This window comes from Salinicola salarius (genome assembly GCF_002179555.1).
Lineage (GTDB): Bacteria > Pseudomonadota > Gammaproteobacteria > Pseudomonadales > Halomonadaceae > Salinicola > Salinicola salarius_A.
Window position 1 is genome coordinate 1 of record NZ_NHOU01000025.1, and the last position, 18,217, is coordinate 18,217.

The following is an 18,217-nucleotide window of genomic DNA, read 5'->3' on the forward strand; positions in this document are numbered from 1 at the left end:
CTCATTTGATCATCCGGAACCCTACACCTAGCTTTTTTTCGCCAATAAAGATCCAACCACATATCAACAAAGCCTCTCTTTCAACACTTTCACATATCTATTTAAAACAGCCACTTCCAAAAATTCGTAATAGCGAAGTCATCTAGAGACATCTTTGAATAAAAACAGGAAAGAACTTCTCAGCTTTTCCGTTTGCTGACGATAAGAGTAATCAATCACCAGGTGGGAAAGGTTCGTACCCAGAGAGTCGAGACTTGGCTCCTCCAGCATCCGCTCGAGACGATCGACCCAGGCTTTGGTATCCCGACTTTCCAGAATCAGGTCGGCGTGGTCAGCCTCGAGCAACTCGGCGGCGCCAGTGGTCGAAGAAAGCAATACCGGCGTGCCACAGGCCATGGCCTCGAGCGAGACGCGTCCGAACTCTTCGATATGGGCCGGCAGAACGAATATGTCGAGCGCCCCGTAGAGCGTCTCGACGTCACTGACCGTAGTGCGCCAGATGAAGCGTTCGGCGATGCCGGCTTGTTCAGCCTGGCGTTGATAGGGTGAAAAGTCGTCCTTGCCCACGACCAGAAAGCGGCACCGGCCGGGCAAGCGCTGATCCAGTCCGGCCGCCATCTCGACGAATCCCGCCACGTTGCGTTTGGTGAAGTTGCCGGAGGTGATCAGGCCGATCAGCCGGGTGTCGTCATCGATACCCAGTTCGCGTCGCCGCACCGGGCGTCCTGCCGTGGCCCGCTCGAGATTGAATATCTCGGGGTCGTAGCCGGGGTAGCTGATTTCGATTCGCGACTCGTCGATGCCATAGCGATCACGGAAATCATTAGCCATCATGCGCGAATTGACCGCCAAACGGCGGAACTTGCCGCCTTTCAGCACGTGATCGTGAATCGCGGCAACTTCATGGCCCGGTGGCAGATCGCGCCCGTGAATGCGCTGGCTGGCGAGATGGACGCAGTTGTGCATGTAGACGACATCGGGCGTCTCGACATCGCCATGGCTGACCAGCATGGCTGGTCGATGACGCCGACACCAAGCCTGCACCCGGCGATTGAACCAGAAGCGCCGAAAAGGCCCTTTGAACGGCCAGCGCTTCAGCCGAACCAGCTCGGCGCCGGCCGCTTCCGCCAGCTCGCGCCGGCCGCGCTCGGCCAGAATCGCCACGCGATAGCCCAGCGCTTTCAGTGCGATGGACTGTTCAAAAGCGTTGCGACTGGCGCCGGTACTCTTTTCCACCTGACGAATGGCGATCACGGCTAACGGCGCTTGCGAATCTTCAGTCACGACGGCTTCCTTGCGATGTTCGATGGGTCCCGGGCGGTGAAACGCCGACATGCGGTGACGGGGTTGCCCGGTTACAATGCGCCCCGGCGGCTCGTTGCCGTCTATTCTGTCTCTTTTCGCCGGCCCGCTACGATTCAAACGCACCAGGCCCAACGTCAAGGATCGGTCATGTCGTTATCGACCTATCATCATCGAGACGCGCATATCTTATACGATCCTGCGCGTCTCGCTCAGCCTGACCTGCCGATTCTACCTGCGTTCGGTGAAGCGTGGCTCGACCCGGATGCCTGGGCCGAACGCGGCCTGGTGGTCGGCTCGGCGCCGGGACGCGGCGCCAGCCAGTTTCTCGCGGTGGACGACCATCAGTGGGTGCTGCGGCCTTATCGCCGTGGCGGCATGGCGGCCAAGGTCAGCCAGGCCAACTATCTCTGGACGGGACTCGAGCGCACCCGCGGCTTCCGTGAAATGCGCCTGACACGCGCCCTGTTCGAACAGGGGCTGCCGGTACCGGCGCCGGTGGCAGCCATCGTGGTACGCCGCGGTATCACCTATCGCGCCGCGCTGATCACCGAGCGCCTGACAAAGAGCCAGGCATTGGCAGAGCGCCTGGCAAGTGCCTCGCCGCGGTTGCTCGCCGATGTCGGCGCCACCATTCGGCGGTTTCACGATGCCGGTCTCGACCACGTCGATCTCAATGCGCGCAATTTGCTCGTTTCAGCCGACGATAAGGTTTGGCTGATAGATTTCGACCGCTGTCGATTGCGCTCGGAAGGCGCCTGGCGCCAGCGCAATCTGTTACGGCTCAAGCGCTCTCTCCTGCGTTTCTCACCCGCCAACGCGGAACCATTTTTCACCGCCCTCGTCGATGGTTATCGGAGCGTTCCGGCGGATCACGATAAGGTTTGACCCTGCATGCAAGACACGCTGAGGCGCCGTTGGCGCAGCACCCTGCTTTTTGCCCTGTTTCAACTACCGCTCGTCTGGCTGATCGCCCTGCGTTACGTGCCCTATCTCGCGATTCCCCATGACCCCATGGGAATCGCCTATCTGATCCTGACCTGGATCGGCCACTTCGGCATGCTGGTGCTGCTTGGCTGGCTGCCGCTTGCCGTGCTGGCCGTCGTGACAAAGGCGCGCTGGCTATGGCTGCCGGCCACGCTGCTTGGTGCGCTGGGTCTGAGCGCGCTGCTGCTGGATACGGTGGTCTATGCCCAGTATCGCTTTCATGTGAACGCCTTCATGGTGTCGCTGTTCCTGAACGACAAGAACGGCGAGATCTTCAGTTTCGCCACCTCCACCTGGCTGGTGGTCGTAGGTTGCGTGGCTGTCGCCTTGGCACTCGAAGGCTGGCTTGCCCATCGTCTGATCGTGGGCAGGCGCGGCCAGCGGCTGCCGGCAGGGCTCGCCTGCGGCACGATCCTGGTGACGCTGATCGCCAGCCATGCACTGCATATCGTCGCCGACGCCCGCTATCAGCGCAGCGTGACCCAGCAGGTCGGCATCTATCCGCTGCTGTTCCCGGCCACCGCCAAAGGCTTCATGGAGAAGCACGGCTGGCTGGATCCCCGCGCGGCTCGCGCCGAACGTGCCGACATCGACACCAAGCAGGCACAGAATCTCGACTGGCCCAAGAACCCGCTCAGTTGCCAGGCCGAGGATCCGCCCAACGTCCTGGTGGTGCTGATCGACTCCTGGCGCGCCGATGAGTATGGCCCCGAGAACACGCCGAATCTCTATGCCGCACTGAACGACAGCGGTCGGCGCTACCTCGACCACTACAGTGGCGGCAATGCCACCCGTAACGGCACCATGAGCCTGTTCTACGGCCTCACCGGCAACTACTACGCCTATCTGGACGACACCCAGACGCCGCCGCTGCTGATCACCCAGTTGCAAAAGCAGGGTTATGCGCTGGGCATCTTCTCGTCGGCCAGCCTCGATGGTGTCGGCTTCGATCGCACGATCTTCTCTTCGGTCGATCCGTTGCGACTTAGTACGCCGGGGGAGTCGCCGGCGGGCCGGGACCAGAAGATGACCGAGGACTGGCTGGACTGGCTCGATCAGCAGGAACAGAAGGACGACGCTCCCTGGTTCGGCATGCTGTTCTACGACGCGCCCCATGGCTACGACGTGCCAGAGGGCGCCGACCAGCCGTATCAACCTTCGACCAACGGCATGGATTACCTCGACCTCGGTCCCGATACCGATCCAACGCCCTACTTCAATCGTCATCGCAACTCGGTCCACTACGACGACGAACTGCTCGGCCGGGTGATCGCCGATCTCAAGGCCAAGGGCGAGTGGGACGACACGATGCTGGTCGTCACTGCCGACCACGGTCAGTCGTTCAACGATTTCGGCAGAAACTACTGGGGCCACAACAGCAACTTCGCCTCGCCGCAGGTCCTCGTGCCGATGATCGTCAACGGCCCCGGCGTCGAGCCCGGCCGCGTCGAGGGCATGACCAGTCATCTCGACGTCGCGCCGATGCTGATGCGACATGCCCTGGGCTGCACCAACCCGCTCTCCGACTACGCCATGGGCAAGGATCTTCTCGCCCCCGGGATCGATCACCCCTGGGTTCAGTCCAGCAGCTACATCGATTACGGCATCATCGAGCCGGATCGCATTACCGTGGTCGACGGCACCGGGCAGTGGGATATCGTCGATCGACAGCTCAAGCCGATCGAGGACGCCGAATTCTCCCCGGCGGTGTTCGAAGCCATGCAGTGGTTCCGTCAGTTCTATCGATAGCCCTGTCAGCGCTACAATGCCCGAGGCGCTATTCGGAGCCCGATCACCGGGCGTCGCGACGAAGGCGGGTCGCGATGCCCGCTGTCGTTTTCGATAGGCCTATCCATCGACGATACAGGACCGCTCATGGCCGCCATCACCGGCGTAGTGATTACGCTCAACGAAGCCGACAACATCGAGGCCTGCCTGGCCTCGCTGAAGCGGGTGTGCGATGAACTGATCGTCGTCGACTCCGGCTCCCGCGACGACACCGTGGCCCGGGCCGAGGCGTTCGGCGCCAGCGTGATTCACCAGCCCTATCTGGGCGATGGCCCGCAGAAGAACGTTGGCCCGCGTGCCGCCAGCCACCGCTGGGTGCTGTCGCTGGATGCGGACGAGCGGCTCACCGACGACGCCGTGGCGGCCATCCAGGCGCTCGATCTGGATGTCCAGGCGAACGGAGCCGGCAGCCACGACGCCTATGCGCTGCGTCGCCGCAATTTCATCGGCAGCCGCTGGATCCGCCATTGCGGCTGGTATCCGGACTACTGCATTCGGCTCTTCGATCGCGATCGCACCGAATTTTCCGACAGCCGTCAGCACGCTTCCGTCCAGGCGACGCATCCGCGACGCCTGGACGCCGATCTGGAACACTATTCGTTCGCCAATCTGGGCGAACTGTTCGGCAAGGCCAGCGGCCGCTTCTCCAATCGTGCCGCCAAGATCATGTATCTCAAGGGCAAGCGGGCCAACGCCTTCTCACCGTTTTTGCATGGCGCCAATGCCTTCGTGCGCAAATACGTTTTCCAGCGCGGTTTCCTCGGCGGGCTCGATGGCGTCTCCGTCGCGCTGTCGGCGGCGGTCAACGCCTACCTGAAATACGCCAAGCTGCTCGAATTCCAACGCGACGCGAAGGTTCGCGACGCCGAAGACTTCGACCGGATCTGGTGAGCCGATGCCACGCGAACCGCTGCATATCCGTCACGTCAATCTCGCCCGGGGCTTCCGTGGCGGCGAGCGCCAGACGCTGCTGCTGATCGAGGCACTGGCTCGAATCGACGATAATAAACAGGGCAGCATCGAACAGAGCCTGGTCTGCCGGCGCGACTCGCCAATGCGTACAGCGCTGGCCGGCATGGATATCGAATTGATCGACGCCGATCATGCGCTTGCCGGCCATGCCCAACGCCCGCGCGCGAGCCTGACCCACGCCCACGAGGCCAAGGCGGTGCACTGGGCGTGGATCGAACGTCGCCTGCGCGGCACGCCATATATCCTGACCCGTCGTGTCCCGCAGCCGGTCAAGGACAAGCGCTTCAACCGCTGGACCTATCGCGGCGCGGCGACCGCCGTGGCGATCTCCTCGGTGATCGAAACCCATCTGCGCGAGCGGGACTGGTGCCCGGTCGTCCGTATTCCCAGCGTGCTTTCCGGCCAGCCGAGCGATCCGACCGAGGTCACGAAGCTGCGCGAGCGCTTCGCCGGACGCCGGGTGATCGGCCATATCGGCGCTTTGGTGGATCGCCACAAGGGGCAGCGGGTACTGCTTGAGGCGGCGCGGCAGTTGCGCGAGACGCATCCGGACGCCTGCTTCCTGCTGCTCGGCGATGGCGCCGATGGCGAAGCGCTGAAGGCCGAGAGTGCGGATCTGGATAACGTGATCTGGGAAGGCTTCCAGCCGAACGTCGGCGACTATCTCGAGATCATGACGCTGTTCGCGTTTCCTTCACGCAACGAAGGGCTCGGTTCGACGCTGCTCGATGCCATGGATCACGGCGTGCCGATCGTGGCGAGCGATGTCGACGGCATTCCGGATCTGATCGAGAACGACGTCAGCGGTTTGCTGGTGCCCCCCGGTGATGCGGACGCGCTGGCAACGGCGCTCACAGCGCTGCTGGAAGATCCCGCACGCTGCGAGAGACTGTCCGCCGCCGCCAGGGCACGCCTCGAGTCGTTCACGCCCGAGGCCATGGCAGTGGCCTATCTCGCCCTCTATCGCCGCCTCGCTGACTGCTGATTCGCCGGCTGGGCGAGGCAGGCGGTAACCGACTCGCCCAGACAATACTTACACAGCGGGAACGTGGCATCATGACGCCCGACAGGCCGCAGCCGAGCGGCGTCGAGATCGTTAGCGAAGTGGAGCAGAACTATGAGCAAGATTCGGGTTGGCGTCATCTGCGGCGGCAAATCGGCGGAGCATGAAGTGTCGTTGCAATCGGCCAGGAACATCGTCGATGCGCTGGATCGCGAGCGTTTCGAGGTCACGGTCATCGGCATCGACAAGCAAGGCCAGTGGCATATCAACGATGCGGCCGACTTCCTGCTCAACGCCGACGACCCTCGACGCATTGCGCTCAACCCGTCCGTCGGCGATATCGCCCTGGTGCCCGGCCGCGAGTACCGGCAGCTGATCGCCACCGAGGCGTCTCAAGGGGCATTGAACCAGTTGGACGTGGTCTTCCCCATCGTTCACGGCACGCTGGGCGAGGATGGTTCGCTGCAGGGGCTGCTGCGCATGGCCAATCTGCCCTTCGTCGGTTCCGGCGTGCTCGGCTCGGCTGCCGGGATGGACAAGGACGTCACCAAGCGCCTGCTGCGCGATGCCGGCATTCCGGTGGCGCCTTTCGTCACCCTGACCCGCCGCACGGCCGCCAGCGCCGATTTCGACGCGCTGCGCGAGGAACTGGGGACGCCGCTGTTCGTCAAGCCGGCCAACCAGGGGTCGTCGGTCGGCGTCAGCCGGGTGGAGAACGCAGCCGAGTTCCAGCAGGCGCTTTCACTGGCGCTGGCATTCGATCACAAAGTGCTGGTCGAATCCGCCGTAGTCGGGCGCGAAATCGAGTGCGCGGTGCTGGGCAACGACGCCCCCAAAGCGAGCGTCTGCGGCGAGATCGTGGTCGAGGGCGGCTTCTACTCCTACGACACCAAGTATATCGACGACGACGCAGCCAGGATCGCCGTTCCGGCCAATATCGATCCTGATGCCAGCGAGGCGATCCGCGAGCTCGCGGTGCGCACGTTCCAGGTACTGGAGTGTGCCGGCCTGGCTCGGGTCGATGTCTTCCTCACGCCGGAAGGCAAGATCGTCGTCAACGAGATCAATACCTTGCCGGGCTTCACCCGCATCAGCATGTATCCCAAGCTGTGGCAGGCGAGCGGCATGACCTATCCGGCGCTGGTGACACGCCTGATCGAGCTCGCCATGGAACGCCATGCCGACGACCTGGCATTGCGACGTTCACGATAGCACCGGGAACTCGTCGCTAGCCTGCTTGTCTTGGATTCGTCATGATAGAGTCATAACGACTCCTCATGCGGTGCCCGGACCCGGCGCCGGTAGAACACGACGTTCACGGATCGAAGCGCGTCATGACCATCTCTCGTAACACTCGGCGCTGGTGTGCGCTTACTTACATCGGCCTCTGCATCGGTTACGCCATCATGGTGGTCTGGGTACTGCCATGGTGGACGCCCGTCGCCATCACGCTGGGCTGGCTCGCCATCGGCTACCACTTCCACTGGGGTCATGTCTCTCAGCGCGCCACGCAGCGCAAGGCGTGGCCATGGTCGCTGCTGCCCTTGATGCTGTGGTGGGTCTATATCTATCTCGACGACAGTTTCGGACAACTCGACCTGGGCGCGGTGATCTTTCACCTGCAGGCCGGCATCGAGGAGAACGGCAGTACCGACCGCCAGATCGCCGGCGTTATCTACACGATGGCGGCCATCGTGATGCTGATGGCGGTGACCTGGCTGGTGCGGGCCGACCACCGCTGGCGCTTGTGGGAGCGGGTGTTGAGTCTGTTTCTGCTCGCATTCAACCCATTGCTGTTCGGGTTGTCGCTCCGTGGCGCTTCGGCGATCGACGACGACGAGTCCTGGCTCAACGACCGCTACCGGCCACCGGAAATCGTCGCCGCGCCACGCCAGCCGCCAAACCTGATCTATATCTACATGGAGAGTACCGAGCGTACCTACAGCGATACCCAACGCTTCGGTAACGCTTACGAGGATCTGGCGCAGCTGGGCAAGGAAGGCGTGGTTTTTCACGGCGTCAAGCAGCTCGACAACACGGGCTGGACGATGGCCGGCATGGTCGCCAGCCAATGCGGAGTGCCGCTGATGCCGGCGGGACTGATGCACGACAACCAGTTCGAGCCGTTGTCGGACGTGCTTCCCGGCGTCAATTGTCTCGGCGACCTGCTCCATGCGCGGGGTTACGACCTGACCTACATGGGCGGCGCCAGCACGAAATTTGCCGGCAAGGCGAAGTTCTATCAGGGCCACGGCTTCGATACGGCTCTGGGTCGCGACGAACTGGAAGACAAGGCCCCCGCCGGTTACCTCAACGACTGGGGGCTCTATGACGACACGCTGCTCGGCCTGGCCGAGAAGCGTATCCGGCACCTGCACGACAGCGACAAGCCCTACGCCTTCTTCGGTCTGACGCTGGCCGGACACCCACCGTTCGGCAATCCGTCGCAATCCTGTATCGACAATCAGGGCCCCTTCGACGGGACCGATATTCTCTACTCGATCAAATGTACCGGCTGGCTGGTCAGGAATTTCATCGAGCGGCTTCGATCCGAAGGGCTGCTGGACAATACGCTGGTCGTGGTGGCCAGCGATCACCTCTCGATGAAGAACTCCGCCTGGGAGGATCTGATTGCCAAGGAGCGAGAAAACACCCTGATGATGCTGGGCAACGGCCTGCGCCCCCGCGTCATCGAGCGGCCAGCCAGCATGGTGGACGTGCTGCCGACGCTACTGGAAGCGATGAACTACACCATCCCTGACCATCGGGCCGGGCTCGGGGTATCGCTGTTCTCGTCGATCCCGACGCTGGTGGAACGTTATTCGCTGGAAGAAATGAACCAGCGCATGCGCAGCGAGAATCTTCTGCAGGAGCGGCTCTGGAACGGCGTCAACTGAGGCCGTCCGCACATGGGTCCGGGTGGCGCGGCGCCGGCCACTCGATGGGCCCCAGGTCCTCGCCAGGATCCCGTTCGCCCGGCCGGGTTTCGGGGGTGGTGTGCTGCAACGCCTCGGCGACTCGAGCCAGTGCCGTCTCCCCTCGCTCCCCTTCGACCACGCGCTCCCACCAGTCGCGGTGGACGGCACGAACGACCACGGGGACGGATGCCAGGCCCAGGCGTTGAGCCATCGCCAAACGGTGCAGGCCGCGATTGATCTTGAGCAGCCGGCCGTCACGGGTGACCGCGACACCCAGATCGTCTTTCCCCAGCTCGGCATTGAATCCGTGAGCCGCCATATCGTCGAGAAAGCCCAGATAGGTCCGCAGGTAGGCCATTATCTTTTCTTCCGTATCGAGCAGAATGCCCTGTTGATAGGAAGACCAGGGATACCCCGACTCGAGCCGCGAACGGTACTGGCGGAAGCGCTCGGTCTGGCTGAGATCGTCCCTGTGCTCGTCGAGATCGCTGATGAAGCGATAGCGAGAGCCGCGACGCAGGTCGCCGCGGCTCTGATCCCATTCACCGTCCCAGATGAAGGCGGAAGACGATGGGCGCTTGCCACCGATTCCCTTGGCATTGAAGTCGCGAATCAGCGCACGGGGATCGACGTGCACGATTAACGCCTGCCCCAATCTCGCTTCGATCGATCGCCGTGGCAGGCCGCGGCGCTCAGCCCACCGACAGCCTGCCTTTCCGGTGGCCCAGCGCCGAAACAGAGACTCTTCCACTGTCTCGCCAACGCTGCGCTGAAAAGCCGCTTTCAAACTCGCCTGCAGACGTGCACGCCGGATCCCCCACTTCATGCGGGGGTCGAGCAAATCGCGAAACGCTACATCCTCGACGGGCAGGCGCGGAGGAGAAGGCGAGTGGTTTTGTGAAGCGCGCACCATGAAAGCCTACACGTTCGAGTACAGAAAAAGCGGAATTATCAAACGCTGTTCTTCTGCTGTATAGCATACCACTCTCATAAGCATGCTATGCAATTAGCTGTAATGATCCCGTATCCGGCTCTTCGTGTCGACATGGCTCCGCCTAGGTCGTTGGCAAGTCGAGGAATTGCTGCATGATGCGGGTATCACGGAAACGCTCAATCAGCTCGGGATCCGCCTCGATCGATGGCGGATTCATCATCCCTTCACGAATCTTCACGGCCAGTCCTTCTATAGAATTTTCCGCGATCAATCGGGCCTGATCATGGATCAACACGTTGCGCACGCCACCCGGGCAATCCACGGCGACACATGGCGTGCCGCAGATCATGCTCTCTGCCAGCACGATACCGAACGCTTCACTGCGCGAGCTCAACACGAAAAGTCGAGCGTGTTTCATCCAGGGGTAAGGATTGGGTCGACTACCGACGAAATGGATGCGCTCGCGAGCGCCGAGCTCGCCGACCAGTTTTTCGAGACTTTCACGCTTGGGGCCGTCGCCGACAATGACCAGATCTTCCTCGATATCGGCCTTCAGATAGGCACGAATCAGCCACTCCTGACGTTTGACGTCGGACAGTCGAGAGACATGGACGATAAAGGGCCTGGCGGGCAACTCGACAGGCTCATCGGCCTGGCGGCGGATGGCCTCGATGTCGCAGGGGTTCATGATGGTGGCCCAGCGTTTGGGCCGGATATCATAGTGTCCTAGCTGACGCTCGAGCTGCTCGCGTACGTTGGGCGTATTGCAGATTACCTGCTTGCCCTCGTATAGCTTGCGCAGATATATCCCCTTGAGCCGGCTGCCATAATCGCCAGGCCAGGAAACGGTTACCTGCCATAGACGCGGGTCCCGCCAGGACCAGACCGTCTCGAAAGCGCCTTGTCCACGCATGATGACACGGTCGATCGGGCCATGTTCCCTTTCGAGCCTGACCACGAAGCGCTCGAGGTAGGAACCGCCATACCAGCCCCGCCACAGGAATCCCGAACCCGGCAGAAGCGGTTTCAACAATGCCCGCGTGAACAGGTCGTACACGAGTCCCAGCCCCGTCTTGCGAAAGGCCTTGTCGAAATCCACCCGGTGAACCGTCACCGCAGGGTCCGGCGCCAGTTCGTAGCCGCCTTTGAGCACCAGCACATGGACGTCGTGACCCTCTCTCGCCAGCACGTTGGCCAGGTTGACGGTGACACGCTCGATGCCGCCGATACTCAGTTTGCGGACGACCAGCAGGACTCGTTGGGACATGTATTCACCGTTCTATGTATGTAGCGGGTCATCACCCGATAGATCGTCGCGAGACTCGAAGATCAGCGACTTGAGCTCCGGGTAGCGAGCAAGGCAATTGGCAAACTGCCTGTCGTTTCCACCGCGTTTGACGTTGTCTTCATGCAAGGCCGACTCCCCGGATGCTGGCGTGGACAGGAAGTCGACATTGCGTGAATTGACCCGCACGCAGCGCGTTCCCGCCTTGAGAGAAGCCATCTTGAACCAGATATCATCGGCATTGGGTGCCAGGGCCTGAAAGGCTTCGACGTCGAAAACCATAGGGTCCAGTACTCCTGGCGGATACAGCACCCCACCACTACCAGTCGGCATCAGTGCGAAGTTGGGTTGCATGGCGCCCGGATCCTGACGGGTCCTGACCTCTTTATAGGAAATTTCACCCGAGCCCGGCGAGCTCTCACAGAGCATATGGCCACGGTGGCAGACGATACAGCCGGGAAACCGATTTGCGCCATCCACCAGGCGCCTTGCCCAATCCGAGGGATACAGCATGTCATCGTCGGCAGTGATGATCGTCGCTTGCGGATATGCTTCCAGCGCATGCACCAACTTGTCGTAGGAACGCAAGTCGATGTCAGTCACGACGATCTTCACACCACGTCGCGTCAAGCGCTGAAGTGACCTTGGCAGGTCACCGACGGCTTCCTTGTCGCGCCGCGAAAGATAGAGATGGACATCGAATGCTTCGATATCCTGCTCGCAGAGAGATTCCAGCGTGGCGAAGACCTGGCGTATACGGGGCGGATGGGTGGTCAGCGAGATGATGAGTCGCTCGCCACTCGAAGGGACCTGCCGGGAGGACCATACGTTCTTCATGCGGTAGTGCAGGAAACGAAGCGCCGAGAGCAACTTGCGCTTTCGTTTGGCAGTCAGTAGCACCATGGTCGCTCTCGATGATTATGGCAATGGCCGGCCTCACCGGCAGCTGTCTATCGGTGATCCCTGAATCGCTTGTTCGATTCTATCGGGCACCATCTGCTTAAGACAGTTGCGGTGACCCAGCGGGCAAGTGCGCTCGAAACAGGGTGAGCAGGAAAGACCTAGATAATGAATATAGGCGTTGTCGGTCAACGGTGGTGTATAGATCGGCGACGACGAGCCGTAGAGCGCCTGGATACGCGTGCCGACGGCTGCAGCCACGTGCATCAGCCCGGAGTCGTTAGTGACCACTTGCTTACAGGCGGCGAGCAGGTCGACGGCGTCCGCCAGTCGGGTCTTGCCGCACAGATTGTGAGCGTGTTCGAGACGCTCGGTAATGACCGCACCGGCGTCGGCGTCCTTCGGCCCGCCCATGACCCAGACCGAATATCCCTTGCCGATCAGGGATTCGGCGAGTTCGCGGAAATGTTCGAGCGGCCACTGTTTGGCCGGCCCGTATTCGGCCCCCGGCATCATGCCGATGGCGGGACGCTCTCCCAGCCCGAGCGACTCCCGCAGTTCATCCTGATGCCGAGAGTCGACGCTGAGTCGCGGATGGGGAATAGCGAAGTTGCCGCGTACGGCTTCCTCGGCATCGAGACCCAGTGCGACGAAGCGCTTGACGGTCTGATTCAGGACCGCCTTGTCGAGTTTGCGGCGGTCGTTGAGCAGCAGGTAGCGCTGTTCGCCGGTGAACCCCGTCCGGCGCGGGATGCCGGCCAGAAACGGCACCAGCGCCGACTTCAGCGAACGCGGCAGCACGATGGCATGATCGAAACGTCCCTTCAGGGAGCGTGCGATCTCACGCCGGGTCTTCCAGCCGAACTCGCCATGTTTCACGTCCAGCGCAATGGCTTCATCGACTTCCGGCATGCGCTCGAGGATCGGCAGCGACCAGCCCGGGGCCAGCACACCAATCGTCGCGTCCGGGTGGCGTTGCTTGAGCGTGATGAACAGGCTCTGCGCCATGACCATGTCGCCGACCCAGGAGGGGCCGACGACGAGAAGACGCGGCCCGGCTTTGGCATTGACCGCCGCGGTATCAGCCATTCAGCCATTCCAGATAGGCGGAAACGCCCTCGCGCACCGTCTTGAACTCGGCGGTATAGCCGGCGTCGCGCAACCGGCCGATATCGGCACGGGTATAGCTCTGGTAGCGCCCCTTGAGTTCGTCGGGAAAATCGATGTACTCGATCTCGCTCTTGACCCCCTGGTTGCGCGAATAGAAATCGATGGCGGTTTCGGCGATCGCCTTGAACGGCTCGGCGCGTCCGGTGCCCAGATTGAAGATGCCGGAAATCTCGGGGTTATCCAGGAACCACAGGTTGACGTCGACCACGTCGCCCACATAGACGAAGTCGCGGCTCTGCATTCCGGCATCAAAGCCGTCCCAGGCGCCGAACAGCTTGGGATTCTCCCCGCGCTGGACCTGCGTGTGGTGGTGGTAGGCGACACTGGCCATCTTGCCCTTGTGCTGCTCGCGCGGGCCATAGACATTGAAGTAGCGAAAGCCCACGACCTGCGAGTCGAAATCGTCCCAGCGCGCGCGGACGTACTGGTCGAACAGCAGCTTGGAGTAGCCGTAGACATTGAGCGGTTTCTCGTGAGCCGGGTCCTCGACGAACACTTCGCTGCCCCCGTAGGTGGCGGCGGAAGAGGCGTAGAGAAACGGAATGCGCTTGGCCTGGCAATACTCGAGCAGCACCTTGGAGTACTCGAAGTTGTTCTCCAGCATGAAGCGGCCGTCCCATTCGGTGGTATCCGAACAGGCTCCTTCGTGGAAGATCGCCTCGATCGGCGGCAGACCGCCGATCTCGCCTCGTATCTCACCACACAGTTCGGCCTTCACTCTCGCCAGGAAATCGTCCTTGTCGAGATAATCGCCCAGCGTGCAGTCCGCCAGATTGACGAACTTGGTGCCGTCGCTGAGATCGTCGACCACCATGACGTCCTGGTGGCCGCGCGCGTTGAGTGCCTTGACCAGATTGGCCCCGATGAAGCCGGCCCCGCCGGTGACTACGATCATGTCGCTTTCCTCTTGTCTCGACTCGGTCGTCGAATGCAGCCGCCGCCGCTGCGAAAACCGTCGCGAACCCGCTCGACGCCGATTGGCGGCGGTGCCTATAACCGATTGAGCGCTAATTGTATACTTGGCGGCTCACGAATTCATGGGCAACGGTGCGCAGTCAATGACAGACTCGACGGCAGATGCGAAAACCTTTCAGGGGCTGATACTGGCCCTTCAGCAATACTGGGCGGAAAAGGGCTGTGTCGTGCTGCAGCCACTCGACATGGAAGTGGGTGCCGGCACCTTTCATCCGGCCACCTTCCTGCGCTCGATCGGCCCGGAGAGCTGGAACGCAGCCTATGTCCAGCCGTCGCGCCGACCCACCGATGGCCGCTATGGGGAAAACCCCAACCGCCTGCAGCACTACTATCAGTTCCAGGTGGTGATGAAGCCCTCGCCGAAGGATCTGCAGGATCTCTACCTCGGTTCGCTGGAACGTCTGGGTATCGACCCGCGAGTCCATGATATCCGCTTCGTCGAGGACAACTGGGAATCGCCCACGCTCGGCGCCTGGGGACTCGGCTGGGAAGTCTGGCTCAACGGCATGGAAGTCACCCAGTTTACCTACTTCCAGCAGGCCGGCGGGATCGAGTGTTTCCCGGTGACCGGCGAGCTGACCTACGGTCTCGAACGTATCGCCATGTATCTGCAGGACGTCGACAGCGTCTACGACCTGGTATGGACGATCGCTCCCGACGGGACCCGCGTCACTTACGGCGACGTCTACCTGCAGAACGAGCGCGAACAGTCGGCCTACAACTTCGAACATGCCGATGTTCCCTATCTGTTCGAGGCGTTCGACCATTGCGAGACCGAGTGCAACAAGCTGCTCGAGGCCAACCTGCCGCTGCCGGCCTATGAGCAGGTACTCAAGGCCTCGCACACCTTCAACCTGCTGGATGCGCGCCACGCCATCTCGGTTACCGAGCGTCAGCGCTACATCTTGAGAGTGCGTACGCTGGCCCGCGAGGTTGCCCACGCCTACTACGCGTCACGGGAGGCTGCAGGCTTCCCGATGGCGCCGGAAGCCCTGCGCCGCGAGCTGCTGCAGGAATCGTCAGAAACCACTCAGGGAGACGCATGAGCATGGCAGTCAACACCCTACTGATCGAACTGGGCGTCGAAGAGCTGCCGCCGGGCGCACTCGCCAAACTCGCCTTTGCTCTGCGCGACGGCATCGTCAAGGGCCTCGACGATGCCGAAGTTCCCCATGGCGAGGCGTATGCGCTTGCCTCCCCGCGCCGCCTCGCCGTCCGTATCGAAGCCCTCGCCGGCAAGCAGCCGGATCGTGAGGTCGAGAAGCGTGGCCCGGCGCTGGCGGCAGCCTTCAAGGATGGTCAGCCCACCAAGGCAGCCGAAGGCTTCGCCCGCTCCTGCGGCGTGACGGTCGATGAACTGATCCACCTGGAAACCGACAAGGGAACCTGGCTCGGCTATCGTGAACAGCAGCAGGGAGATACCGTCGAGGCGCTGCTGCCGGCCATCGTCAATACCGCTGTCCACGCCCTGCCGGTTCCCAAGAACATGCGCTGGGGCGCTTCACGCACGGAATTCTCCCGTCCGGTGCACTGGCTGGTCCTGCTCTATGGCGACCAGGTCGTCCCGGCCAGCGTGCTGGATCTGGAATCCGGCCGAACGACCCGGGGCCACCGTTTTCACGCTCCCACTCCGATCGAGCTCGCCCATGCGGAAGACTACGAAACCGCGCTCGAAAATGCCTACGTGCTGGTAGATCTCGAGCACCGTCGCGAACGTATCCGCGAACAGGTTTTGGCCGAGGCGGAAGTGCACGACGCCCAGGCGGTCATCGACGAAGACCTGCTGGAAGAAGTCAACGGACTGGTCGAGTGGCCGGTAGCGCTGACCGGCAGCTTCGACGAGCGCTTCCTCGAAGTACCGGCGGAGTGCCTGATCTCCTCGATGAAGGCCAACCAGAAATACTTCCACCTGCTCGATGCCGACGGCAAGCTCAAGCCGCAGTTCATCACGCTGGCCAACATCGATAGCGAAGACCCGCAGCAGGTCATCTACGGCAACGAAAAGGTCATTCGTCCGCGCCTGGCCGATGCAGCCTTCTTCTTCGAGACCGATCGCAAGCGGACGCTAGAGAGTCGCCGCGAGTCGCTGGCTAATGTCGTCTTCCAGCACGAGCTCGGTTCGCTTGCCGACAAGGCCGCTCGTACCGAAGTCGTCGCCCGCTTCATTGCCGGCAAGATCGACGGGGATTCCCAGGCAGCCGCGCGCGCGGCACAGCTGGCAAAGTGCGACCTGGTCACCGAGATGGTGCTCGAATTCCCCGAACTGCAGGGGATCATGGGCACTTACTACGCGCGCCACGACGGTGAGCCGGAAGCCGTGGCCGAAGCCATCCATGAGCAGTATCTGCCCCGCTTCGCCGGCGACGAGATTCCCAGGACATCCACCGGGCTGGCGATCGCGCTGGCGGATCGTCTGGACACGCTGACCGGCATCTTCGGCATCGGCCAGCGCCCCACGGGCGCCAAGGATCCGTTCGCCCTGCGCCGGGCCACCATCGGCGTGCTCAATATCCTGATCAAGGGCGAGCTGGATCTCGATCTGCGCGAGCTGCTGGAACTGGCGGCCTCCCAGCACCGGGATCTGCCCAAGGCGGAAGGCCTGGTCGACGATGTCCTGACTTACATGCTCGATCGCTTCCGCGCCTGGGCACAGGACGAAGCGTTACCCGTCGATGTCTACCTGGCGGTACGTGCCCGCCCGGTAACGCGTCCGCTGGATTTCGCCCGCCGCCTGCGTGCCGTACACCGTTTCGGTCAGCGCGAGGAAGCTGCGGCCCTGGCCGCGGCCAACAAGCGCGTATCGAACATCCTTGCCAAGCAGCAGCACGACGGTCGCACCGAGGTGAACGGCGACCTTCTCGCCGAAGAAGCGGAGATCGCCTTGGCCAACGCCGTCAGCGACTGCCGCAACCAGGTCGAACCGCTGTTCCGAGAAGCCGAATACGCGCAGGCTCTCGATATCCTGGCCACGCTACGGGCACCGGTGGACCATTTCTTCGATGAAGTGATGGTCGCCGTCGAGGATGACGCTGTCCGCGCCAATCGTCTGGCGTTATTGGCTGGCCTGCAGGCGCTCTTCCTGGAGGTCGCGGACATCGCCGAGCTGCAATCGTAGCGCCAATCTTGCGTTTCACGTGAAACATTCGCCCGGCCAAGCGCCGGGCGTTCTTTATTCTCTCCCTCTCCCCTCGGTTGTTCTTTTTCTCCCCGCTTCCATCCTGCAGCTCATGCTCATGGCCGAATGGCGTTTCACGTGAAACATCGCGAAGAGCTGCTATCGCATCACGCCCACCCGATGCTATGTAAAAGTTCTCGATGAGTAATCGTTCTCGATGCCCGCGAGGACACTGATCTCCGTTAATAACAGCGGCGCGCCATTGGCGTATCGTCAGGATTCCGTGAACCCAGATCCAGATTCCAGGAGGACGCCATGGCCGACCAGAACGATGCCATGATCAGCTCGCTGATCGATTACATGCAGGAGAAAGGGCTCGTGCTGACCACTGCCGAGTCCTGTACTGCCGGTCTGATCCTGTCGGAATTCGCCAGTGTTCCGGGGTCCGGCAGTCTGGTGGACTGCGGCCTTGTGGTCTACTCGCCGCAGGCCAAACAGCGTTATCTCAAGATCGATGACGAGATTTTCGAAAAGCACTCGATGACCAGCGAAACACTCTCTCGCGAGATGGCGATTGGCGCACTCGACTACACGCAGGCGAACGTGGCGATCGCCAATACCGGTATCGCAGGGCCAGAGCCGGCGGAGGACGGCACGCCCGTGGGTACGGTTTGCTTTGCCTGGGCCTTCCGCACGGGTGAAGGCGACAGCGTCTACTGCGAAACACGCCGCTTCGACGGTGGTCGCAACGACGTTAGACTCGCCGCCGCGCGCTATTCACTGGAGCGACTGACGCACTACCATGCTGAAAGCCAAGGTGCCGAAACGGCTATCGGTAGCCAGTGACATTGGCACCATGACGCCCTGA

At 62.0% G+C, this 18,217-nt stretch carries 15 protein-coding genes; 9 read left to right on the plus strand and 6 right to left on the minus strand.

From position 1 onward, the window contains the following. Positions 1-138: 138 nt before the first annotated feature. Positions 139-1,284: a glycosyltransferase family 4 protein gene (locus CCD76_RS15225; RefSeq protein ID WP_256961331.1), complete on the minus strand. Its 1,146-nt coding sequence runs from the start codon at positions 1,282-1,284 to the stop codon at positions 139-141. A 168-nt stretch (positions 1,285-1,452) separates the two neighbouring features. On the opposite strand from CCD76_RS15225, the gene CCD76_RS15230 reads away from it, so the two are divergent. From CCD76_RS15230 to CCD76_RS15255, 6 genes are all read left to right on the plus strand, one after another. Next, the gene (locus tag CCD76_RS15230) at positions 1,453-2,190 is read left to right on the plus strand and encodes a 3-deoxy-D-manno-octulosonic acid kinase (RefSeq protein WP_071232425.1); all 738 of its coding nucleotides are present in this window, start codon (positions 1,453-1,455) and stop codon (positions 2,188-2,190) included. A gap of 6 nt (positions 2,191-2,196) precedes the next feature. Then, a complete protein-coding gene (locus CCD76_RS15235) occupies positions 2,197-4,038 on the plus strand; it encodes a DUF3413 domain-containing protein (RefSeq protein WP_071232426.1) in 1,842 nt (613 codons plus the stop codon). A 126-nt stretch (positions 4,039-4,164) separates the two neighbouring features. Continuing rightward, a complete protein-coding gene (locus tag CCD76_RS15240; protein ID WP_071232427.1) occupies positions 4,165-4,968 on the plus strand; it encodes a glycosyltransferase family 2 protein in 804 nt (267 codons plus the stop codon). A 4-nt stretch (positions 4,969-4,972) separates the two neighbouring features. Then, on the plus strand, positions 4,973-6,034 hold the full coding sequence (locus tag CCD76_RS15245) for a glycosyltransferase family 4 protein (RefSeq protein WP_087720311.1): 1,062 nt from the start codon (positions 4,973-4,975) through the stop codon (positions 6,032-6,034). Between the two features lie 132 nt (positions 6,035-6,166). Further along, positions 6,167-7,264: a D-alanine--D-alanine ligase gene (gene ddlA, locus CCD76_RS15250; protein ID WP_087720312.1), complete on the plus strand. Its 1,098-nt coding sequence runs from the start codon at positions 6,167-6,169 to the stop codon at positions 7,262-7,264. A gap of 122 nt (positions 7,265-7,386) precedes the next feature. Next, positions 7,387-8,949: a sulfatase-like hydrolase/transferase gene (locus tag CCD76_RS15255; protein ID WP_087720313.1), complete on the plus strand. Its 1,563-nt coding sequence runs from the start codon at positions 7,387-7,389 to the stop codon at positions 8,947-8,949. Here CCD76_RS15255 and CCD76_RS15260 read toward each other — a convergent pair. The 5 genes from CCD76_RS15260 to rfaD form a co-directional block, all read right to left on the minus strand. Beyond that, positions 8,942-9,607, minus strand: coding sequence for a hypothetical protein (locus tag CCD76_RS15260; protein WP_256961332.1), 666 nt, complete (start codon positions 9,605-9,607; stop codon positions 8,942-8,944). The two genes, CCD76_RS15255 and CCD76_RS15260, sit on opposite strands and share 8 nt — an antisense overlap. A gap of 418 nt (positions 9,608-10,025) precedes the next feature. Further along, complete coding sequence (locus CCD76_RS15265) at positions 10,026-11,171, minus strand: glycosyltransferase (protein ID WP_087720315.1); 1,146 nt, start codon at positions 11,169-11,171, stop codon at positions 10,026-10,028. A gap of 12 nt (positions 11,172-11,183) precedes the next feature. Next, positions 11,184-12,092 (minus strand): hypothetical protein, encoded by a 909-nt coding sequence (locus CCD76_RS15270; RefSeq protein WP_087720316.1) that lies wholly within the window; start codon positions 12,090-12,092, stop codon positions 11,184-11,186. A 33-nt stretch (positions 12,093-12,125) separates the two neighbouring features. Continuing rightward, positions 12,126-13,178 carry a lipopolysaccharide heptosyltransferase II gene (gene waaF, locus CCD76_RS15275; protein WP_087720317.1) on the minus strand — a complete coding sequence of 351 codons (1,053 nt, stop codon included), beginning with the start codon at positions 13,176-13,178 and terminating at the stop codon, positions 12,126-12,128. Beyond that, positions 13,171-14,154 carry an ADP-glyceromanno-heptose 6-epimerase gene (gene rfaD / locus CCD76_RS15280; RefSeq protein ID WP_087720318.1) on the minus strand — a complete coding sequence of 328 codons (984 nt, stop codon included), beginning with the start codon at positions 14,152-14,154 and terminating at the stop codon, positions 13,171-13,173. The genes waaF and rfaD overlap by 8 nt, the downstream gene beginning before the upstream one ends. Before the next feature lie 163 nt (positions 14,155-14,317). On the opposite strand from rfaD, the gene glyQ reads away from it, so the two are divergent. From glyQ to CCD76_RS15295, 3 genes are all read left to right on the plus strand, one after another. Next, positions 14,318-15,280 carry a glycine--tRNA ligase subunit alpha gene (glyQ, locus tag CCD76_RS15285; protein ID WP_071232499.1) on the plus strand — a complete coding sequence of 321 codons (963 nt, stop codon included), beginning with the start codon at positions 14,318-14,320 and terminating at the stop codon, positions 15,278-15,280. A gap of 2 nt (positions 15,281-15,282) precedes the next feature. Further along, positions 15,283-17,349 (plus strand): glycine--tRNA ligase subunit beta, encoded by a 2,067-nt coding sequence (gene glyS / locus CCD76_RS15290; protein ID WP_087720319.1) that lies wholly within the window; start codon positions 15,283-15,285, stop codon positions 17,347-17,349. A 315-nt stretch (positions 17,350-17,664) separates the two neighbouring features. Next, positions 17,665-18,195, plus strand: coding sequence for a CinA family protein (locus tag CCD76_RS15295; RefSeq protein ID WP_087720320.1), 531 nt, complete (start codon positions 17,665-17,667; stop codon positions 18,193-18,195). Positions 18,196-18,217: the final 22 nt, after the last annotated feature.

What these genes read in the sequence shown, in the direction of transcription:
- CCD76_RS15230 (WP_071232425.1), top strand. Translation starts at nt 1,453, where the DNA reads ATGTCGTTATCGACCTATCATCATCGAGACGCGCATATCTTATACGAT.
- CCD76_RS15235 (WP_071232426.1), top strand. Translation starts at nt 2,197, where the DNA reads ATGCAAGACACGCTGAGGCGCCGTTGGCGCAGCACCCTGCTTTTTGCC.
- CCD76_RS15240 (WP_071232427.1), top strand. Translation starts at nt 4,165, where the DNA reads ATGGCCGCCATCACCGGCGTAGTGATTACGCTCAACGAAGCCGACAAC.
- CCD76_RS15245 (WP_087720311.1), top strand. Translation starts at nt 4,973, where the DNA reads ATGCCACGCGAACCGCTGCATATCCGTCACGTCAATCTCGCCCGGGGC.
- ddlA (WP_087720312.1), top strand. Translation starts at nt 6,167, where the DNA reads ATGAGCAAGATTCGGGTTGGCGTCATCTGCGGCGGCAAATCGGCGGAG.
- CCD76_RS15255 (WP_087720313.1), top strand. Translation starts at nt 7,387, where the DNA reads ATGACCATCTCTCGTAACACTCGGCGCTGGTGTGCGCTTACTTACATC.
- CCD76_RS15265 (WP_087720315.1), bottom strand. Translation starts at nt 11,171, where the DNA reads ATGTCCCAACGAGTCCTGCTGGTCGTCCGCAAACTGAGTATCGGCGGC.
- CCD76_RS15270 (WP_087720316.1), bottom strand. Translation starts at nt 12,092, where the DNA reads ATGGTGCTACTGACTGCCAAACGAAAGCGCAAGTTGCTCTCGGCGCTT.
- waaF (WP_087720317.1), bottom strand. Translation starts at nt 13,178, where the DNA reads ATGGCTGATACCGCGGCGGTCAATGCCAAAGCCGGGCCGCGTCTTCTC.
- rfaD (WP_087720318.1), bottom strand. Translation starts at nt 14,154, where the DNA reads ATGATCGTAGTCACCGGCGGGGCCGGCTTCATCGGGGCCAATCTGGTC.
- glyQ (WP_071232499.1), top strand. Translation starts at nt 14,318, where the DNA reads ATGACAGACTCGACGGCAGATGCGAAAACCTTTCAGGGGCTGATACTG.
- glyS (WP_087720319.1), top strand. Translation starts at nt 15,283, where the DNA reads ATGGCAGTCAACACCCTACTGATCGAACTGGGCGTCGAAGAGCTGCCG.
- CCD76_RS15295 (WP_087720320.1), top strand. Translation starts at nt 17,665, where the DNA reads ATGGCCGACCAGAACGATGCCATGATCAGCTCGCTGATCGATTACATG.